The sequence below is a fragment of the Pseudomonas sp. genome (assembly GCF_050739775.1).
Classification (GTDB): domain Bacteria; phylum Pseudomonadota; class Gammaproteobacteria; order Pseudomonadales; family Pseudomonadaceae; genus Aquipseudomonas.
In genome coordinates this window covers 16263-34776 of record NZ_JBOICA010000027.1, presented here as the reverse complement: position 1 = coordinate 34776, position 18514 = coordinate 16263, and the positions used below count along the sequence as shown (strand labels likewise).

Below are 18514 nucleotides of genomic sequence, written 5' to 3'. Positions count from 1 at the left end.
CCAGCTCTGTAAGCTCAATTTCTGGGGGACAGCGGAGGGTGGCTTGAAAGGAGATTAGTGTGGCCGGTTTTGGCAAGGCCTTGCCTTGCATCGCAGGCCAAGCCAGCTCCTACCGTGCTGAAGACCCGCCAGAACAGCGGGCCCGCAGCAAGCTCAAAGCTTCGGCAACTGCCCGATACGCCCCATCATCTCGGTGACGATCTGCAGGTCGAGCATGAACTGTTCAACGGTCTTGAACTCGTTGTCGTTGTGGCCGGTGTATTTGACGTCAGGCATGGCCAGACCGAACTGCACACCATTGGGCAATTCATGCACCGAAGTGGCGCCCGCTGAGGTGCCGAACTTTTGTTCCATGCCCAGATTTTCACTGGCCACCGCCAGCAGCGCCTTGACCCACTCACCCTCGGGGTTGCGGTACATCGGCTCAGCAATGGCGGTGTCGAAAGCCACGCTTACGTCGGTTTTCTTGCTCCAGGCACCCAGTTTTTCACTGATTTCGCGCTTGAGCACGTCAGGCGATTTGCCGACCGGCACGCGCAGGTTGACGGCCAGTTTGAAGGCTTTTTCATCCGTGCCGACATAGGTCAGTGAAGTGGTCAGTGGTCCCATGAAAGCATCGGAGAAACCGACCCCCAGTTTGCCACCCAGATAGTCCAGGCCCCAGTTGTCGGCGGCATAGCGGGCCGCGTCGGTAATCTGGTTGTGCTTGAGCGCAACCTTGCCGTCGAGGCTGTGGATGAAGCCGAGCATCCGGGCCACCGGGTTGACGCCGGATTCGGGCTCGGAGGAGTGGGCGGAAACGCCGGTGACGGTCAGTTGAACGTCCTTGCCGACGACCTTGGCGGTCACGCCAAAGTTGCCACCATTTTGCTTGGCATAATCAGCGCCGGCTTTCTGCAAGCTGGCGGCCAGTTCGTCGGGCTTGTCGGTGACAAGCGTGGCGACCGAGGTCGACGGAATCTGGTTGGTCGCCAGGCCGCCGGTCATCGAAGTGATTTCGGCGCCTTTGCCCTCTGCACTGCGGCGAGGGAAGCTGGCCATGACGGTACCGTAGCCCTTCTCGGCAATCACCACCGGATAGCCGCCATCCAGCGCCAGGTTGTAGTTGGGGGTCGGGTTGTGTTCGAAGTAGTAGGGAATGGCATCGCCGGTGGTTTCTTCGGTGGTGTCCACCAGCAGCTTGAAGTTGCGCGCCAGCGGCAGTTGCTCTTCCTTGATGATCTTCATCGCGTAGAGCGTTACGACGATGCCGTTCTTGTCATCCTCGGTGCCGCGGCCATACATGCGGTCGCCGATCAGGGTGACTTTGAACGGATCGAGTTTGGTGCCGTCTTGCAGTACCCAGTTTTCCGGAGTCACGGGGACTACATCGGCATGCGCGTGGATGCCCACGACTTCGTTGCCGCTGCCGTCGAAGGAGATTTCATAGACACGGTTATCGATGTTGCGAAAGTTCAGGTTGAAGGCCTGGGCCAGGGCTTTGATCTTGTCAGCGATCTTGATGAATTCGGGGTTCTCGTGCTGGGCAACGCCGTCGACGCGCATCGTCGGGATTGCAACCAGCTCGCGCAGGGTTTCGGTGGCGGCACTGCCGTATTTGACCCGCGCATAAAGGCCGAGCAGGCGATGGATCTCGTTCTGCTGTTCAGCCGACAGGGACTTGTTGCCGAGGAAGGCTGTGATGGTCGCGCCGAGGTTGTCGGCTTTAGCCAGGTCGCTCTTGGCCAGACTTGCCAGGAACTGCCTGAAATTCTTCACCGAAGCGTCGTTGAAGGTCTTGAGGATGGCTGCGCTCTGTTGTGGGGTGATGTTGGCGTGCGCTTGCGTGGTGAACGACGTAAGGCTGGCCAGCATCAGCGTGGTGGCGGCCAGGTGTTTGAATGAGAAATCCATTGCTGGGGGCATTCCTTTGCAGATAGTTAGTAGGAGGTGCCTGCCTCAAGAAGCAGACATTTCTCCAAACTAACACCACAAGGAAACACTAGAGGAGCCCCTGAAGTGCGAACTGTCGCACATAAACGCAAAAGCGACGCAGAAACGAAAAAGCTGTTAGGTCTGACCGCCCGTCGGTCAACGTCCTGGCCTGTCGAATCGCCCGGCAGCGAATCGACTACTGCACAGATCGACCTGATCGGTTCAATCCCAATGCAGGAGTAAACGTCATGTCTTATGTCGATGGTTTTGTGCTCGCCGTGCCTACGGCCAACCGCGAGACGTTCAAGCAGCATGCCGAGGAAGCGGCGGTGGTGTTCAAGGAGTGTGGTGCCCAGCGCGTTATCGAGTGCTGGGGCGATGATGTGCCCGACGGCAAGGTGACCTCGTTTCCGATGGCGGTGAAATGCAAGCCGGATGAAACCGTGGTGTTTTCCTGGGTCCTCTGGCCTTCACGCGAGGTGCGCGATGCCGGGATGAAGAAGATGATGGAAGACCCGCGGCTGCAGCCTGACAAGAACCCGATGCCCTTTGATGGGCAGCGGCTGATCTTTGGTGGGTTCAATATTCTGGTGGATGTGTAGGGCATACGCTGCCCTGTAGGAGCGGATTCATCCGCGAAGGACTGCGCAGCAGGCCCGGCTTCTGGGGCCGCGCTGCGACCCTTCGCGGATGAATCCGCTCCTACAAAAACAGCGGATCAAACCCTGAATCGCGCCACCAACGCCGTCAGCTCTGCAGCCAACCCCGACAGCGTCTGGCTCGCCTCCCGCGTCTGCTGCGCTCCCGTCGCCGAGCGAGCCGACAGTTCACGAATGTTCAGCAGATTGCGGTCCACTTCACGGGCCACTTGCGCCTGTTCTTCAGCAGCACTGGCGATCACCAGGTTGCGTTCATTGATCTGACCGATAGCGCTGTAGATCCCCTCAAGCACCTGACCCGACGCCTGGGTGATGCCCAAGGTCGACTGGGCACGCTGGGTGCTGGCCTGCATCGAGGTCACCGCCGCTTCGGTGCCATGCTGCACCCCGGCGATCATCTGTTCGATCTCCTGGGTCGATTGCTGGGTGCGGTAGGCGAGGGTGCGTACTTCATCCGCGACCACGGCAAAGCCACGACCGGCTTCCCCGGCACGTGCCGCTTCGATGGCGGCATTGAGTGCTAGCAGGTTGGTCTGCTCAGACACCGAGCGGATCACATCCAGCACCTGGCCAATGTCGCGAATCTGCCCGGCCAGCTGCTGCAAACGCTCACTGCTGGTCTGCACTTCACTGGCCATGGCGCGAGTGCCGTCGAGGTTTTCGCCGACCTGTTGGCGGCTTTGCTCGGCCAGTTGGTTGGAGGCAGTGGCTGCTTGCGAGGTGGTCACTGCATTGCGCGCGACTTCTTCCACTGCCGTGGTCATTTCGGTGACGGCGGTGGCGGCCTGTTCCAGTTCCTGGTCCTGCTGGCGCAGGCTGCTTGCGCTCTGTTCGGTCACCGCATCGAGGGCTTCGGCAGCCGCGGCCAGTTGCGTCGCACAGCCGGTGATCTGCCCCAGGGTGTCGCGCTGGCTGTGCTGCATGCGCTGCAGTTCACTGAACAGTTGGCCGATTTCGTTGCGGCTGTGCACCGCCACCGGCACGCTGAGGTCGCCACCGGCGATGCGCTGGAAGTGCAGGCCGGCATCAGCCAGTGGGCGCAGTACCCGTCGCGCGATAAAGCTCCAGCACAGCGCGGCCAGCAGCAAAGTGACCAAGCCCAGCACCACGTTCAGTAGCTGGGCATTGCTCAGGCGCCGGTCGGATTCGAGCATGATCTGTTGGCTGCGCTCGCTCAAGGCCGCCACCAGTTGTTGGCGCAGGGCCTGCATTCGGGCCATGGCGTTGCCGGCGTCGGTGTTGACGATGAAGTAGCGTTGCAGGTCGTTCTGCCGGGTCGCCTCGCGTTGCCCGGCGACGGCATTGGCGTAGGCGCCGAAGGTGCTTTGCAGGTCCACGGCGAGGGCCTTGAGTGCCGGGTCCTGGGCGTTGGCGACCAGTTCATCGATCAGACCGCGGCTGTTGTCGATCAGCTGTGCGGACAGCGCCATGCGTTTGTTGGCGCTGTCTTGGTGGCCACCGCTCTGTTCGATAAAGCCGGAGGAAACGTTGGCGCTGGCGCGGATCGCCATCAGCAGGGCGTTGTTCAGCCGGTCCGACTGGTGCGCGGTGCGGTCCAGTTCGGTGATCTGCTGGTCGCTGCCCACCGCCGCGCGCCAGGCGCTGACGGTGGAGAACAGCAGGGTCAGGCTGAACAGCAATAGCACCCAGAACATCCCGGTGCGGATTTTCAGGTCGGCGAACATGCAGGCAGTACTCCTTTTAATTGTTATCAGCACCACACTGTGCCGAGCAATCGGCGGTGGGTGGTGTGCTATCGGAGTCTGCCTGGATGGACTTGAGGGCTGGAGTTCGCTTGTGTTCGATTACCGCACGCAGTTTGCCTCAGCGCCCCTCATGCTGGCGCCGGTAAGCCCCCGGCTGCACACCCATGGCCTTGCTGAAGGCACGGGTGAAGGCGGCGATGGACTGGTAACCCACGGCAGCGCATACCTGTTCGACCGTGTTATGGGCTTTGAGCAACTGGCAGGCATGGCGCATGCGCAGGGCCAGCAGCACTTGCCCTGGAGATTGTCCGGCCAGTTCGCTGAAGCGCTTGAAGAAGGCCGAGCGCGACAGCCCGGTGCAGGCGGCCATGCTTTCCAGCGGCCAGGACTGCTCGGGGTGTTCAATCAACTGCTCGACCAGGGCGGCGAATTGCGGGTGGCGGGCCAGGGCTACCAGTCCGCCCATGGGCAGGTCTGCCTTTACCTGCTGGCGCAGCACATAGAGAAACAGCAGATGGCTCAAGCGCTCAAGCAAGGCCGAGGAGGGCGCAGGTTGACGCTGGCACTCGGCAAGGATCAGCTCGAACAGCGCGGTGGCAGCGCTCAGGGCTGGGTCGCCGGCGCGCAGGATCAGCCAGTCGGGCAGGCCTTCGATGATCAGCGACGACAGCCCAGGCTGGAAGTGAAAGAACCCGCACACCAAGCCGACGCCGTCACTGGCCTCGCTGTCGAGCGGCAACATGGTCATGCGCGGCTGCTGGCGGGCCAGTTCGCAGTCGGCGGTGCCAGACAGCCGGTATTCAAGATCGCGCAGCAGGAACACCGCATCACCTGCTTCCAGGGCAATGGCCTGGGGTTGGCCGGCAATATGCAGCCAGCAATGACCCTGGACCACCAGGTGAAAACTGGCCCGCGCCAGGCCCTGGGTGCTGGCGTGCCAGCCACCGCAGTAACGCCCGACATGGAACAGGCTGGCGTCTAGCTCAAGGCTTTCTAATAACCAATCGACAAGGGGGCTGGAGGAAATCATCTAAGGGAAAGACTCAGGAGCAAGTAATAACGACTATAGAATATGGAAGGTAATTCTTATAACCAACAGACTTGTGCGACACCCTAGTATGCAGGAGTCCACTCCATGTCGCGCGTTACACTCCACACGCTGCAAAGCGCCCCTGAAGCCGCTCGCCCTTTCCTGGAAAACGCCCAGAAGAACTCGGGCTTCGTTCCCAACCTGCTCGGCGTTCTGGCCAACGCTCCGGCTGCGCTGGAAACCTACGTCACCGTTTCGGCCCTCAACGGCAAGGCCGAACTGAACCTGGCCGAGCGCGAAGTGGTGCAACTGGTGGCTGCCACCAACCACGGCTGCGACTTCTGCGTGGCCGGCCACACCGCGGTGGCCCTGAACAAAGCCAAGCTGGCGCAAGAGGTGGTCGATGCCCTGCGTGCCCGCGGCGAACTGCCGCAGGAAAAGCTTGAAGCCCTGGCCGCCTTCACCCGTGAAATCATCGCCACCCGCGGCAATGTCAGCGATGCTGGCTACAACGCCTTCCGTGAAGCCGGCTATGGCGAAGGTCATGCCCTGGAAGTGATTCTCGGGGTGAGTCTCGCCACCCTGTGCAACTTTGCTAATGTGTTCGCCCAGACGCCGCTCAATGACGAGCTGAGCAAGTACCGCTGGCAGCCTTCGGCATAACGATCCCTTGGCGCCGGTGCCGGCTGGCGCTTTTTTTAAAGGAGTAAACGACATGCTCGATCCCGCATTGGCCACGTGGCTGGATGCCGAGGCCGAAGCCCTCGATCTGGGGCACTGTGACCCGCAGGCAGTGTTGGGGCAGTTGGCGGTGGCGCAGGTGCTGCGCGTCGGTATCGACCAAACCCAGGGTGGCAGCGGCGGCACGGTCGCCGACGCGGTGGAAACCGTTGCCAATGTCGCTAGCCATTCCCTGGCCGCAGCCTTCGTATTCTGGGGCCAGCGCGCCTTTATCGAATACCTGCTGCACAGTCCGAATGCCGCCCTGCGCGAGCGCCTTTTGCCGAACCTGCTCAGTGGTGAGCTGGCCGGTGCTACCGGGCTGTCCAACGCCATGAAGTACCTGTCTGGCATCGAAGCACTGCAAGTCAAAGGTCTCGCGGATGCGCAGGGCTGGGCCCTCGACGGGCGCCTGCACTGGGTCACCAACCTGCGCAAGGGCGGTTTTGTCGTAGCAGCAGCGATTGAAGAGGAGGGCGCTTCACCGTTTGTACTGGCGATCCCTGACAACGTTGCCGGGCTCAGCCGCTCGGACGATCTGCAACTGATGGGGTTGCAATCGAGCAACACCGCAGCCTTGAATTTCGAGCAGGTAGCAATCAGTCGTGACTGGCTGCTGCACGAGAACGCCAAGCAGTTCCTGCCCGCGGTTCGCCCTTCGTTCCTCGGTCTGCAATGCGGTATGGCCATCGGCCTGGCGCGGCGCTCGTTGAGTGAAGTGGAAAGCCACCTGCAAGGCGTGCGTTCGTTCCTCGGCGAGGCCTTGAGTGTGTTAGGCGAGCGCCTGGAAAACACCGTCGCCGAGTTGAAAAATGGCCTGCTCGATGGCCGCTTCCTGACCCAGCCGGCGGCCTTGTTCAAGTTGCGCATCACCTTGGCCGAGACGGCTGCCGATGCCGTGCAACTGGAACTGCAGGCCAGCGGCGGCAAGGCCTACCTGAGTGCTTATGGCGCAGGCTTCGCCCGGCGCTGGCGCGAGTCGGCATTCGTGCCGATCGTTACCCCAAGCCTGGTGCAGTTGCGCGCCGAGCTGCAGCGGCAGGCGTCGGCAGCATGACCCAGGTGTTGCTCGAAGCCCGCGGGATCAGCCTCGGTTACCCGCGTGAACAAGGTTGGCAGAGTGTGCTGGAAGACTTCGACCTGCAACTGGCACCGGGGGAGGTGATCACCATTCTCGGCCCCAGCGGTATCGGCAAGTCGAGCCTGTTGCGGGTCCTGGCCGGCTTGCAGCAGGCACGCAGTGGTAGCGTCAGCTTGCTCGGTGAATCGCTGCAGGGGCCGCATCCGCGCCTGGCGGTGGCGTTCCAGGACCCCAGCCTGTTGCCCTGGCTGAGCCTGGAAAAGAACGTCGCCTTCGGCCTGGATTTCGCCCGTCAGCCCAGGATTGCGGCCAGCGAGCGCCGCGCGCGGATCGACCACGCCATCGAGGCGGTCGGCCTGCAACACGCCCGCGAGCAGTACCCGGCGCAGCTCTCCGGTGGCATGGCCCAGCGTACCGCGCTGGCCCGCTGCCTGGCACGTCAGCCACAGGTGCTGTTGCTCGATGAACCTTTCGGCGCTCTGGACGAAGTAACCCGCGCCGACATGCAGCAACTGTTGTTGCAACTGATCGCCCAGCACAACACGGCGGCGATCCTGATCACCCACGATATCGACGAAGCCCTGCTGTTGTCCGATCGCGTGTTGCTACTGGGCAACCACCCGGCGCGCACCCTCGGCCAATGGCACATTGACCTGGCGCAACCCCGCGAGCAGCGGGTCGAGGAACTGGGCACGCTGCGTATCAACATCCTCAAAACCCTTCGGCGGGCCAGCCGCACTCCTGAACCTACTCCTGAACCTTTGCCGCTGCCGTCGGAGACTGCCCATGTGCCTGGACGACTTCACTCACACTCGTCGTGACTTCATCAAGCTCAGTGCCTTGCTGACAGCGGGTGGCGCCCTGCCGCTGCTGAGCAGTTTGCAGGCGCGTGCTGCCAGCAATCCGGATGCACCGGTGCGCATCGGCTACTTGCCGATCACCGACGCCACACCGTTGCTGGTAGCCCATAACAATGGCCTGTTCGAAGCCGAAGGCATCAAGGCCGAACGGCCGGTACTGCTGCGCAGTTGGGCGCAAGTGATCGAGGCGTTCATCTCCGGCCAGGTCAACGTTATTCATCTGCTCTCGCCGATGACCGTCTGGGCGCGTTATGGCAGCAAGGTGCCGGCCAAGGTAGTGGCCTGGAACCATGTCGGTGGTTCGGGCCTGACCGTGGCCCCGGGCATCACCGAGGTCAAGCAGCTGGGCGGGCAGAGCGTGGCGATTCCGTTCTGGTATTCGATTCACAACGTGGTGGTGCAGCAGCTGTTCCGCGACCATGGCCTGACGCCGGTGTCGAAGCCGACCACCGCGCAGTTGGCCGCCAATGAGGTCAATCTGGTAGTGCTGCCACCGTCGGACATGCCGCCGGCCCTGGCCAGCAAACGCATTGCCGGCTACATCGTCGCCGAGCCGTTCAATGCCCTGGCCGAAGACCTCAAGGTCGGCCGCGTGCAGCGCTTTACCGGTGACATCTGGCGCAACCACGCCTGCTGCGTGGTGTTCATGCACGAGCACGACCTTAACAACCGCCCGGACTGGTCGCAGAAGGTGGTCAATGCCATCGTCAAGGCCCAGCTGTGGACCCGTGATCACCGCGCCGAAGCCGCCGCCTTGCTGTCCAAGGCCGGCCCTAACCGCTACACCCCGCATACCCCACAGGTGCTGAGCCAGGTGTTGGCACCCTCTGCCGATGACCGTGCGGTCTACATCGCCAGCGGCGCGATCCAGCATGGGCAGTGGGACGAGAAGCGCATCGACTTCCAGCCGTATCCGTTCCCCAGCTACACCGAGGAATTGGTGCGTCGCTTGCAGAACACCCTGATAGAAGGCGACAAGGGCTTCCTCGCCGGCCTCGACCCGCAACAGACGGCCCGTGATCTGGTTGACGAGCGTTTTGTGCGTAACAGCATCGAGGCAGTCGGTGGGCTCAAGGCCTTCGGCTTGCCGGACAGCTTTGAGCGTAGCGAGGAGTTCGCGGTCTGATGGGTAAGCATGTACTGCATGGCACCCTGGGGGCTGCCGGCTTGCTCGGGTTGTTGTTGCTGTGGTGGCTGGGCGTGCACCTGTTCGGCGAGGCTGATGGTCTGTCGGCGCGTTTCTCGCCGCAGGCGACCTTGGCCAGTCTGATCGAGCTGCTGGAGCAGGGCGAGGTCTATGAGCATGTGTGGGTCAGCCTCAAGCGCATCCTGATCGGCTTGCTGCTGGCGTTGTTGATCGGCGTGCCGCTGGGGTTGCTGGTGGGCAGCTATCGCCACCTTGAATCGGCGACCACGCCGGCGTTCCAGTTCCTGCGCATGATCTCGCCGCTGTCGTGGATGCCGGTGGTGGTGATGCTGATGGGCGTGGGCGACCAGCCGATCTACTTCCTCCTGGCCTTTGCCGCGTTGTGGCCGATCCTGCTCAACACTGCTGCCGGTGTGCGTCAGCTCGACCCACGCTGGCTGCAACTGAGCCGCAGCCTCAGCGCTAGCCGTTGGGAGACCCTGTGCAAGGTGATCATTCCCGGCGTGATCGGCCATGTGCTGACCGGTGTGCGCTTGGCCATTGGCATTCTGTGGATCGTGCTGGTGCCGTGCGAGATGCTCGGCGTCAGCGCCGGGTTGGGGTACTTCATCCTCGATACCCGGGACCGGTTGGCATACTCGGAGTTGATGGCCATGGTGCTGTTGATCGGGGTGCTGGGTTTTATGCTTGATGCCCTGGCTCGTGGGTTGCATCGGCGTTGGGTGCATGCCTGAGGTGTGAGCGTTTTTGCGATTGATCACGGGGCAAGCTCCGCGATCAGCCGTATTCTTCAATTTCAAATGGCGCCATTAATTGTTATGTTATTACATATTAATTAGGGAGCCCGCATGAACTATCCCCTAGGAAGGTTATCCCTCGGCCTGTCTGCCTCATTGTTCGCGCTGCCGGCTGCGGCTGCGGAGCCGGTGTTGCTCGATACCCTGACCGTCAGCGAACGTCACTTCGAAGAATCCGCCACAGGTCCCGTGCAGGGCTATCGCGCCAACCGCTCAAGCACGGCGACCAAGACCGACACCGACATCCGTGACACCCCCCAGAGCATCGCCGTGGTGCCGAGCCAGGTGCTCGAGGACCTCAACAGTACCCGCATCGACCGTGCCCTGGATTTCGCCGGCGGGGTGAGCCGGCAGAATAACTTCGGTGGCCTGACCTTCCTCAATTACAGCGTGCGCGGCTTCACCACCGGCGAGCTGTACAAGAACGGCTTTGCCGTCAACCGCGGCAGCTACAGCGCCCCGGACACCTCGAGCATCGAACGCATCGAAGTGCTCAAGGGGCCGGCGGCCAGCCTGTACGGACGTGGTGATCCGGGTGGCCTGGTGAACATCGTCACCAAGCGTCCCCAGGCCGAGGCCTTCAGCCATTTCAAGGCCAGCGCCGGCAGTTGGGACCGTTACCGCAGCAGCCTGGATGTGAACACGCCACTGAGCGAAGACGGGCGCGTGCTGTCGCGGGTCAATATGGCCGTGGAGGACAACGGCAGTTTTCGCGATTACGTTGGCAGCGAGCGGCGTATCGTCAGTCCGTCGCTGAGCTGGCAACTGAGCCCAGACACGCTGGTGTCGATCGACAGCGAGTTCTCGCGCACCGAGTCGGTGTTTGACCGTGGGGTGCCGGCGGTGAACAGCGAACTGGGCTCGATCAGCCGTTCGGCCTTCTTTGGTGAGCCCAACGATGGGCGCATCCGCAACGACAACCAGACCCTGGACCTGGCCCTGGAGCATGACCTGAACGACAGCTGGAAGCTGCGCCTGGCCAACCACTACACCCAGGGCCGGCTCAAGGGCAACAGCTCCGAGCCCCAGCGCCTGGTCGGCACCACCCTCAGCCGTTTCTACCGCGAGCGTGATTTCGAGTGGAACGACAGCATCACCCAGGCTGAACTGCATGGCCAGTTTGATTTCGCCGGCTGGCAGCACCAGAGCCTGATCGGCCTGGAGTACGAGAACTACCGCAACAGCCAGAAGTATCCGCAGAGCGCCACTTCACTGGAATATGGCCTGGACATCTACAACCCGGTGTATGGCAAGCCGAAGCCCGCGCTGGTCAAACCCAATGACTTCTTCGAGCGCACGCAGAGCTATGCACTCAATCTACAAGACCAGATCACCTTTAGCGAACGCCTGCGTGGCCTGATCGGGGTGCGCCTGGAGCACATCGAGCAGAGCGCCCAGAACCGCACCAGCCAGGTCAGCAACACCCAGGAAAAAGACGTGGCCACGCCGCGCGTGGGGTTGCTGTATCAGCTCACCCCTGAGGTCGGCGTGTTCGCCAACGCCTCGACCTCGTTCAAGCCCAATAGCATCGGCACCCAGGGCCAGGTGTACAAGCCGGAGAAAGGCCTGGGCTATGAAACCGGGCTCAAGTTCGACCTGTTCGACAGTCGTCTGGGGGCGACCCTGGCGCTGTTCCGGATCGACAAGGAAAACGTCATCACCACCGATGCCTTCGGCGACAGCGTTGCGGCCGGCAAGGCGCGTAGCCAGGGTGTCGACTTGCAGTTCAGTGGGCAGCTGAGCGACGCCGTGCGCCTGATCGGTGCCTACGCCTACATCGATGCCGAAGTGACCAAGGGCGACGCCAGCCTGCCCGAGGGCAGCGACCTGTTGGGTATACCCCGACACAGCGGCAGCCTGATGGCGGTGTATGAGTTTCAGCAGGGCTTGCTGCAGGGATCGGATATCGGAGCGGCGGCCAACTATGTCGGTGATCGCTCCGGCCAGGCCGGCAGCAATTTTCGCCTGCCGGGCTACAGCACGCTCGACCTGTTGGCCCATTACAAGGTCAGCGAACACGCCACGGTCGGTCTGAACCTGAACAACCTGTTCGATCGCAAGTACTACGAGCGCGGCTACAACGCGGTGTGGAACCTGCCGGGTGAGCCGCGCAATCTGATGGTCAGTTTGAGTCTGGCGCTTTGAGCGGGCTATAGTCGAGCGCTCTAGTGTTTGCCAAAGGAAGGCTGATGATGAGCGACTCGCTGGAACTCAACCGCCGCAGCTGGGATGAACGGGCGTCACTGCATGCGGCGTCCACCGACTATGAGGTGGAGCGGTTCATTGCCGATCCGCAGCACCTGTCCGAAGTTGTACGTTTCGACCTGCCGCGCCTGGGTGACATTCGTGGCTTGCGCGCAGTGCATCTGCAGTGCCATATCGGTACTGACACCCTGTCGCTGGCACGGCTGGGGGCGCAGATGAGCGGGCTGGATTTTTCCTCACAGTCGCTGGCCCAGGCCCGGTCCCTGGCCGAACGCTGTGGCGAGGTAATCAACTATGTTGAGTCGGATGTCTATGCCGCTGACAAGGTGCTGACACCCGGGAGTTTCGACCTGGTCTACACCGGCATCGGCGCTTTGATCTGGTTACCGAGCATCGAACTTTGGGCGCGTACGGTAGCGGCGTTGCTCAAGCCTGGAGGTCGCTTGTTCCTGCGCGAGGGCCACCCGATGCTACTGGCGGTGAACGAAGATCATCAGGATCGGCTGGTGATCGAGTACCCTTATTTCGAACGCGAAGTCCCGACGGTCTGGGACAGTGACCAGACCTATGTCGAAACGGTCACCGCGCTCACTCAGACGATTACCCATGAATGGAACCATGGCTTGGGCGAGGTCATCAGCGCCTTGCTGGGGCATGGCTTGCAGATCACCGCACTGGTGGAGCACGACAGCATTCCCTGGGAGGCCTTGCCGGGGCAGATGAGCAAGAGCGGGGCAGGTGAGTGGTCGCTGGACAAGGACCGTTGGCGGTTGCCGTTGAGTTACACCTTGCAGGCGGTGAAACGGGGGTGATGGCCTCATCGCGGGACAAGCCCGCTCCTTCGCGGCGAATCAATAGCTGCCCGCCACACCTGCCTGACGAAAAGCGTTGGGCGTTTGTCCGCACAGGCGGCGGAAGAAACGCGAAAAGTAGGTTGGGTCACTGAATCCTAAACTATCGGACAGCTGGCTGATGCTCATGTTGGTGTAGATCAGGTTGCGCCGGGCTTCGAGCAGCAAGCGTTGGTGGATGATCTGCAGCGCGGTCTGCCCGGCGAGTTCGCGGCAGAGGCTATTCAGGTGCACGCTGGAGACGCCCAGGCGATGAGCGAACAGCTCGACCGACAGGTGTTCGCGGTAATGCTGTTCGACCAGTTTGATAAAGCGTGCGAGCAGCTGCTGGTTGCGCTCGTCGCGGTTGCTCGACAGCGTGTTTTGCTGGCTACGGCGGCTGATCCAGACCATCAGCGAAGTGACCAGTGAATGCAGCAGCAGTTCGCGTGCCGGGGCGCTGCCTTCGTATTCCTGATGCAACACACGGATCAGCGTGTGCAAGGCGCGTCGGTCAGCGCCCAGCCGATAACAGCCCGCCGAGGCCAACACGGTGAGTGGCGCGCCCAGTTGCGCTTCCAGTTGCGCCACCAGTGGCGCGCCGAGGGTCAACACGTAGCCATCGATGTCTGCGGAAAACTGAAAGCCGTGTACGGTCATCGGCGGTATCACCTGAATCGCCGCTTCGCGCACCGAGCTGCGCCGGCCTTCGAGCTCGATCTCTGCCCGGCCACGACACACGTACAACAGCTGGAACAGGTCGGCATGCCGATGCGCCTTGATTTCCCAGTGGTGCAGGCTGCTGCGTTTGGGGATGGATTCGCAGTGCAACAGGTCGGGTGTCGGCCAGGCCTGGCTTTCGCCATACAGCTTGAACACGGGGATTCTGGGGAGGCTGGATCTTGTCATTATGGGCCTGTTCGATAATCGAACTGTATTTGTAAAAGTGCAATTTGTCGGGGGAATATCACCTTTTTATCCGGTATTTGTCAGTAAAAATGCAGGGGCTCATAACAAAAATAGCCCTTAAGCGAGACAAGAATAATGAAAACTCAGGTAGCCATTATTGGCGCCGGCCCCTCGGGCCTTCTGCTGGGCCAACTGCTGCACAAGGCCGGTATCGACACCGTGATTGTCGAACGTCAGACCCCAGAGTATGTGCTCGGTCGCATCCGGGCCGGGGTGCTCGAACAAGGCACCGTCGATCTGCTGCGCGAAGCCGGCGTGTCCGAGCGCATGGATGCCGAGGGTCTGGTGCACGATGGCGTCGAACTGTTGGTGGGCGGCAAGCGTATTCGCCTCGACCTCAAGGCGTTGACCGGCGGCAAGACGGTGATGGTCTATGGCCAGACCGAAGTCACCCGCGACCTGATGCACGCACGCGCGGTCAGCGGAGCCCCCATCATCTATGCTGCCGGCAATGTCCAGCCGCACGAGATGAAAGGCGAGCAGCCTTTCGTCACCTACGAGAAAGATGGCCAGACCCATCGCATCGATTGCGATTACATCGCCGGTTGCGATGGCTTCCACGGAGTGGCGCGCAAGAGCATCCCCGAAGCGCTGCTGACCCACTATGAACGCGTCTATCCCTTTGGCTGGCTTGGCCTGTTGTCCGACACGCCGCCGGTCAATCCAGAACTGATCTATGCCCATCACGACCGCGGCTTCGTTTTGTGCAGCCAGCGCTCGTTGACCCGCAGTCGCTACTACCTGCAGGTGCCGCTGAGCGATCACCTCGATGATTGGTCCGACGAGCGCTTCTGGGCCGAGCTCAAGGCGCGTCTGCCCGCGGACATCGGCGAACGTCTGGTTACGGGGCCTGCGCTGGAAAAGAGTATCGCCCCGCTGCGCAGCTATGTGGTCGAGCCGATGCAGTACGGCAAGCTGTTCCTGGTCGGCGACGCCGCGCACATCGTCCCGCCCACCGGCGCCAAAGGCCTGAACCTGGCGGCCTCGGATGTTTGCTATTTGTATCGGATCCTGGTCAAGGTTTACCGCGAAGGTCGCACTGACCTGCTCGACACTTACTCGCAGCTGGCCTTGCGGCGGGTCTGGAAAGGCGAACGTTTCAGCTGGTTCATGACCCACCTGCTGCACGATTTCGGTGAGCACCAGGACGCCTGGGATGACAAGATGCAGCAGGCCGATCGTGAGTATTTTTTCACTTCTCACGCCGGCCTGGTCAACATCGCCGAGAACTACGTGGGCTTGCCGTTCGAAGCCATCGAGTAAAATTCCGATGCGCCTGGACCAGGCTTATTCGGCCCGGGCGCCAGCGGCCACGAGGATTTTCTCCATCGCCGTGTAACCGCGCTGGCGCGCATGGGCCAACGGCGTCACGCCGTCCTTGTCGGCAATGTTCACATCGGCCCCGGCCTTCACCAGCAAGTCGACGATCTCCACGTGTTGCGGCCCGCCGTCGCTGAGCACGATGGCTTCCATCAAGGCGGTCCAGTGCAGGCGATTGAGGTGATCCACATCGACACCGGCCGCAATCAAGGTGCGCACATTGTCGACATGCCCCCGCTCGGCAGCCGGGATCAGTGCCGTCCCGCCATAGCGGTTGGTGCTCTTGAGATCGGCGCCGTGGGTCAGGGTCAGGCGCAGGATCTGGTTGAAGCCACGCGCGCCGGCATACAGGTAAGGGCTGTCGTCGATGTTGTCCTTGGCGTTGACGTCGGCACCGGCCTCGATCAGCACCCGCGCGGCGTCGACCTGGTTGCGATGGGTGGCCAGCAGCAGGGGCGTGCGGCCCAGCTTGTCGCGGGCTTCGCGGTTGGCGCCCTGGTCGAGCAGGCTACGTACGCGCTCGGCGTTGCCGTTGCCGGCGGCTTCGCGCAGTTGGCTTTCCAGCACGCCGCCTTCGGCGCTGGCAGTGATCGAGGTCATCATGGCCAATAGGAATGCGAAAAAGACATTGAAGTGTTCCAGGCGCATTCGCTTGTCTCCGTGTGTTGTCCTGTGAATGGGGGCATGATAGAAATCAAGCTTCCTATTTAGAAGTTAAATATTTACATGGACATCAGTGTAAAACCGAATAGGTCTCTGTTCGACCTGGACCTGCTTCGGGCCATTGTCGTGGTGGCCGACTGCGGCAGCTTCACTACCGCTGCCGCGCGCCTGCACTCCACCCAGTCGACCGTGAGCCAGAAGGTGCGGCGCCTGGAAGACATGGTCGGCCACCGCCTGCTGGTGCGTGGCAATCGCGATGTACTGCCCACGGATGCAGGCCAGACCCTGCTCGGCTACGCCCGGCACATGCTGGCCCTGAATGACCAGATGCTAGAGGCCCTGGCCGGGGCCACCGTGGGTGTGACCGTGCGCCTGGGGGTGCCGGAAGATTTTGTCGGCGGGCGCACCACCAACGCCTTGTCGGCCTTCAACCGCAAGTACCAGCAGGTCAAGCTGGAGGTCACCAGCGGCCTGTGCCGTGACCTGAGCCAGAGCTACGACAACGGTGAACTCGACCTGGTACTGCTCAAGCAGCGGCGCAATAGCCGCGAAGGGGTGGCCTGCTGGCCGGAAGAGTTGCAGTGGATCGACAGCGCCGGCACGCCCTCGATCGACCTCGACCCGATCCCACTGGTGACCTTTCCACCACGGGGCCTGTACCGCGACGACATGATCAACGCCATCGAAAGCATGGGCCGGCGCTGGCGGATAAGCTTCACCAGCTCAAGCCTCAGTGGCATCCAGGCCGCGGTGGCCGATGGCATGGGCATCAGTCTGCTGCCGCCGCGTGCAGCGACCTGCGAGCATGCCGTGCTGGGTGAGCAGAACGGCCTGCCGGTGATCGACAGCTATGAGATCGTCATCGTCCATCGGCCGACCGCCGATCCGATGGTCAAGGAGTTGGCGGGGGTGTTGGCGAGTTTGCTTGAGGCCCATGAGGTGTAGTTATTCAGCGGGTGTCTCTGGCGTCGCCCGCACCCCTTGGCGTTCAGCCACCGCCCGCAAGGTACGCAGCGACACCATCGGCGCATCGATGACGAACTGGTTGGCCAGCCACGAGGGAATGTCTCCAGCCGGTTCGGCCTGCAACTGGTAGGTCACTTCGGTGAGTTGCTCGCCTTTGGGAACCAGGGTCCACAGGCCCTTGAGCTGCCTGACGCGGATCAATCCCGGTTGGCGTTTGACCTTGCCGGCAACGGCGCTGAGGCGGCGGATCAGGCCGCCGTCCTCGGTGCGCTCGGTGTGCACCCGGATCACCATGTCGCGGGGGCTGGCCGGCCAGGGCAGGTCGGTGGTCAGGTAGACCCAGGTGTTGTCGCCTTCGACGTCCAGCAGGCGCATGCTCGCGCACCCGTATAGCCATTTGCACGCCACCCGCAGGTTCTCTTGCAGGTCACTCAGGGTGCGCACGCTGGCCTTGATCAGGGTCACCCCACGAAAGCGCTGGTATTTTGAGCCCGCCACTTTATCCAGATACACCTGAATGCCGTCTTCGTTCCTGGCCAGTTGCCAGGCGTCGGCGTGGGCAAGGCTGCACATCAGTAAGGCCAGGAGTGCGCCGCAGAAGGATCTGGGGTTCATGGGGCAGGCTCCAAGGCGGTCGGGTGGCAGGTCTGAGCAGCATAGGCCAGCGCCAGCACAACGAGAAAGCCCGCCAGTGACGGCGGGCTTTTCTATGCAGCAAGCCTGGGCTTAACGCTGCGGGTTGAGCACCAGGTTCATATGGCGGTTCACATCCTTGTACAGCAGGTAGCGGAACGGGCCTGGTCCGCCGGAGTAGCAGGCTTGCGGGCAGAAGGCGCGCAGCCACATGAAGTCACCGGCCTCGACCTCGACCCAGTCCTGGTTCAGGCGGTACACCGCTTTACCTTCGAGGACGTACAGGCCGTGTTCCATGACGTGGGTTTCAGCGAACGGAATGACGCCGCCTGGCTGGAAGGTCACGATGTTGACGTGCATGTCGTGGCGCATGTCGGCCATGTCGACGAAGCGGGTGGTGACCCAGGCGCCGTCGGTGCCTGGCATCGGGATCGGCGCGATGTCCTTCTCGTTGGTGACGAAAGCTTCCGGCAGGGCCAGGCCTTCAACCACCTGGTAGTGCTTGCGGATCCAGTGGAAGGTGACGTTCTTGCCGCTGTTGTTGCGCAGGCTCCAGTCGGCCGCCGGTGGAATGAAGGCGTAGCCGCCTTCCTTCAGGGTGTAGGGCTTGCCTTGCAGGGTGATGTCAACTTCGCCTTCGACGACGAACAGTACCGCTTCGGCATTCTTGTCCAGCTCAGGACGCTCGCTGCCGCCTTCTGGCGCCAGTTCCACGATGTACTGCGAGAAAGTTTCCGAGAAACCGGTCAGCGGACGGGCGATGACCCACATGCGCATTTTGTCCCAGAACGGCAGGTGGCTGGTGACGATGTCACGCATCACGCCCTTGGGGATCACGGCATAGGCTTCGGTGAACATGGCACGGTCTGTCAGCAGCTCGGTCTGAGCCGGGTGCCCACCGTGAGGGGCGTAGTAAGAAGATTTCGACATGGACAGTCTCGACTTGTTGTTGTGTCCCCGTGCCTGGCAGCGCCGGCCGGCGCTGCGTGGGGATGCATTGACACGATATAGACA

17 protein-coding genes are annotated in these 18514 nt (G+C 62.1%); 10 read left to right on the top strand and 7 right to left on the bottom strand.

The annotated features are described in order from the left end of the window. Positions 1-153: 153 nt before the first annotated feature. Complete coding sequence (locus ACRESH_RS15490) at positions 154-1893, bottom strand: dipeptidase (protein WP_431742830.1); 1740 nt, start codon at positions 1891-1893, stop codon at positions 154-156. Positions 1894-2162: 269 nt separating this feature from the next. Between ACRESH_RS15490 and ACRESH_RS15485 the strand changes: the two genes are divergently transcribed. Continuing rightward, positions 2163-2516, top strand: coding sequence for a DUF1428 domain-containing protein (locus ACRESH_RS15485; RefSeq protein ID WP_431742829.1), 354 nt, complete (start codon positions 2163-2165; stop codon positions 2514-2516). A 116-nt stretch (positions 2517-2632) separates the two neighbouring features. On the opposite strand, the gene ACRESH_RS15480 is transcribed toward ACRESH_RS15485, so the two are convergent. Together ACRESH_RS15480 and ACRESH_RS15475 are read right to left on the bottom strand one after the other, a co-directional pair. Further along, positions 2633-4258, bottom strand: coding sequence for a methyl-accepting chemotaxis protein (locus tag ACRESH_RS15480; RefSeq protein ID WP_431742828.1), 1626 nt, complete (start codon positions 4256-4258; stop codon positions 2633-2635). A gap of 139 nt (positions 4259-4397) precedes the next feature. Beyond that, a complete protein-coding gene (locus ACRESH_RS15475; RefSeq protein ID WP_431742827.1) occupies positions 4398-5309 on the bottom strand; it encodes a cupin domain-containing protein in 912 nt (303 codons plus the stop codon). Between the two features lie 105 nt (positions 5310-5414). On the opposite strand from ACRESH_RS15475, the gene ACRESH_RS15470 reads away from it, so the two are divergent. The 7 genes from ACRESH_RS15470 (at position 5415) to ACRESH_RS15440 (ending at position 12931) form a co-directional block, all read left to right on the top strand. Then, complete coding sequence (locus ACRESH_RS15470) at positions 5415-5972, top strand: carboxymuconolactone decarboxylase family protein (RefSeq protein ID WP_431742826.1); 558 nt, start codon at positions 5415-5417, stop codon at positions 5970-5972. Between the two features lie 52 nt (positions 5973-6024). Continuing rightward, on the top strand, positions 6025-7086 hold the full coding sequence (locus tag ACRESH_RS15465) for an acyl-CoA dehydrogenase (protein WP_431742825.1): 1062 nt from the start codon (positions 6025-6027) through the stop codon (positions 7084-7086). Then, positions 7083-7931 carry an ABC transporter ATP-binding protein gene (locus tag ACRESH_RS15460; RefSeq protein ID WP_431742824.1) on the top strand — a complete coding sequence of 283 codons (849 nt, stop codon included), beginning with the start codon at positions 7083-7085 and terminating at the stop codon, positions 7929-7931. The genes ACRESH_RS15465 and ACRESH_RS15460 overlap by 4 nt, the downstream gene beginning before the upstream one ends. Then, positions 7897-9096 carry an ABC transporter substrate-binding protein gene (locus ACRESH_RS15455; protein ID WP_431742823.1) on the top strand — a complete coding sequence of 400 codons (1200 nt, stop codon included), beginning with the start codon at positions 7897-7899 and terminating at the stop codon, positions 9094-9096. Before ACRESH_RS15460 ends, ACRESH_RS15455 begins: the two co-directional genes overlap by 35 nt. Next, positions 9096-9851 carry an ABC transporter permease gene (locus ACRESH_RS15450; protein ID WP_431742822.1) on the top strand — a complete coding sequence of 252 codons (756 nt, stop codon included), beginning with the start codon at positions 9096-9098 and terminating at the stop codon, positions 9849-9851. The genes ACRESH_RS15455 and ACRESH_RS15450 overlap by 1 nt, the downstream gene beginning before the upstream one ends. A 114-nt stretch (positions 9852-9965) precedes the next feature. Further along, on the top strand, positions 9966-12059 hold the full coding sequence (locus tag ACRESH_RS15445) for a TonB-dependent siderophore receptor (protein WP_431742821.1): 2094 nt from the start codon (positions 9966-9968) through the stop codon (positions 12057-12059). Positions 12060-12106: 47 nt separating this feature from the next. Continuing rightward, entirely contained in the window at positions 12107-12931 is an 825-nt protein-coding gene (locus ACRESH_RS15440; protein WP_431742820.1) for a class I SAM-dependent methyltransferase, read from the top strand. A 39-nt stretch (positions 12932-12970) separates the two neighbouring features. Here ACRESH_RS15440 and ACRESH_RS15435 read toward each other — a convergent pair whose 3' ends face one another. After that, positions 12971-13858 carry a helix-turn-helix domain-containing protein gene (locus ACRESH_RS15435; RefSeq protein WP_431742819.1) on the bottom strand — a complete coding sequence of 296 codons (888 nt, stop codon included), beginning with the start codon at positions 13856-13858 and terminating at the stop codon, positions 12971-12973. 135 nt (positions 13859-13993) lie between these two features. On the opposite strand from ACRESH_RS15435, the gene pobA reads away from it, so the two are divergent. Further along, positions 13994-15181, top strand: coding sequence for a 4-hydroxybenzoate 3-monooxygenase (pobA, locus tag ACRESH_RS15430; protein WP_431742818.1), 1188 nt, complete (start codon positions 13994-13996; stop codon positions 15179-15181). Between the two features lie 24 nt (positions 15182-15205). Here the strand turns inward: pobA and ACRESH_RS15425 are convergent, their stop codons facing one another. After that, positions 15206-15838, bottom strand: a complete 633-nt coding sequence (locus ACRESH_RS15425) for an ankyrin repeat domain-containing protein (protein ID WP_431742871.1) — start codon at positions 15836-15838, stop codon at positions 15206-15208. Positions 15839-15964: 126 nt separating this feature from the next. Here ACRESH_RS15425 and ACRESH_RS15420 point away from each other — a divergent pair, with 126 nt between their 5' ends. After that, on the top strand, positions 15965-16846 hold the full coding sequence (locus ACRESH_RS15420) for a LysR substrate-binding domain-containing protein (protein ID WP_431742817.1): 882 nt from the start codon (positions 15965-15967) through the stop codon (positions 16844-16846). On the opposite strand, the gene ACRESH_RS15415 is transcribed toward ACRESH_RS15420, so the two are convergent. Together ACRESH_RS15415 and ACRESH_RS15410 are read right to left on the bottom strand one after the other, a co-directional pair. Further along, complete coding sequence (locus ACRESH_RS15415; protein ID WP_431742816.1) at positions 16847-17482, bottom strand: START domain-containing protein; 636 nt, start codon at positions 17480-17482, stop codon at positions 16847-16849. Between the two features lie 111 nt (positions 17483-17593). After that, the gene (locus ACRESH_RS15410) at positions 17594-18430 is read right to left on the bottom strand and encodes a bifunctional allantoicase/(S)-ureidoglycine aminohydrolase (RefSeq protein ID WP_431742815.1); all 837 of its coding nucleotides are present in this window, start codon (positions 18428-18430) and stop codon (positions 17594-17596) included. Positions 18431-18514 lie beyond the last annotated feature (84 nt).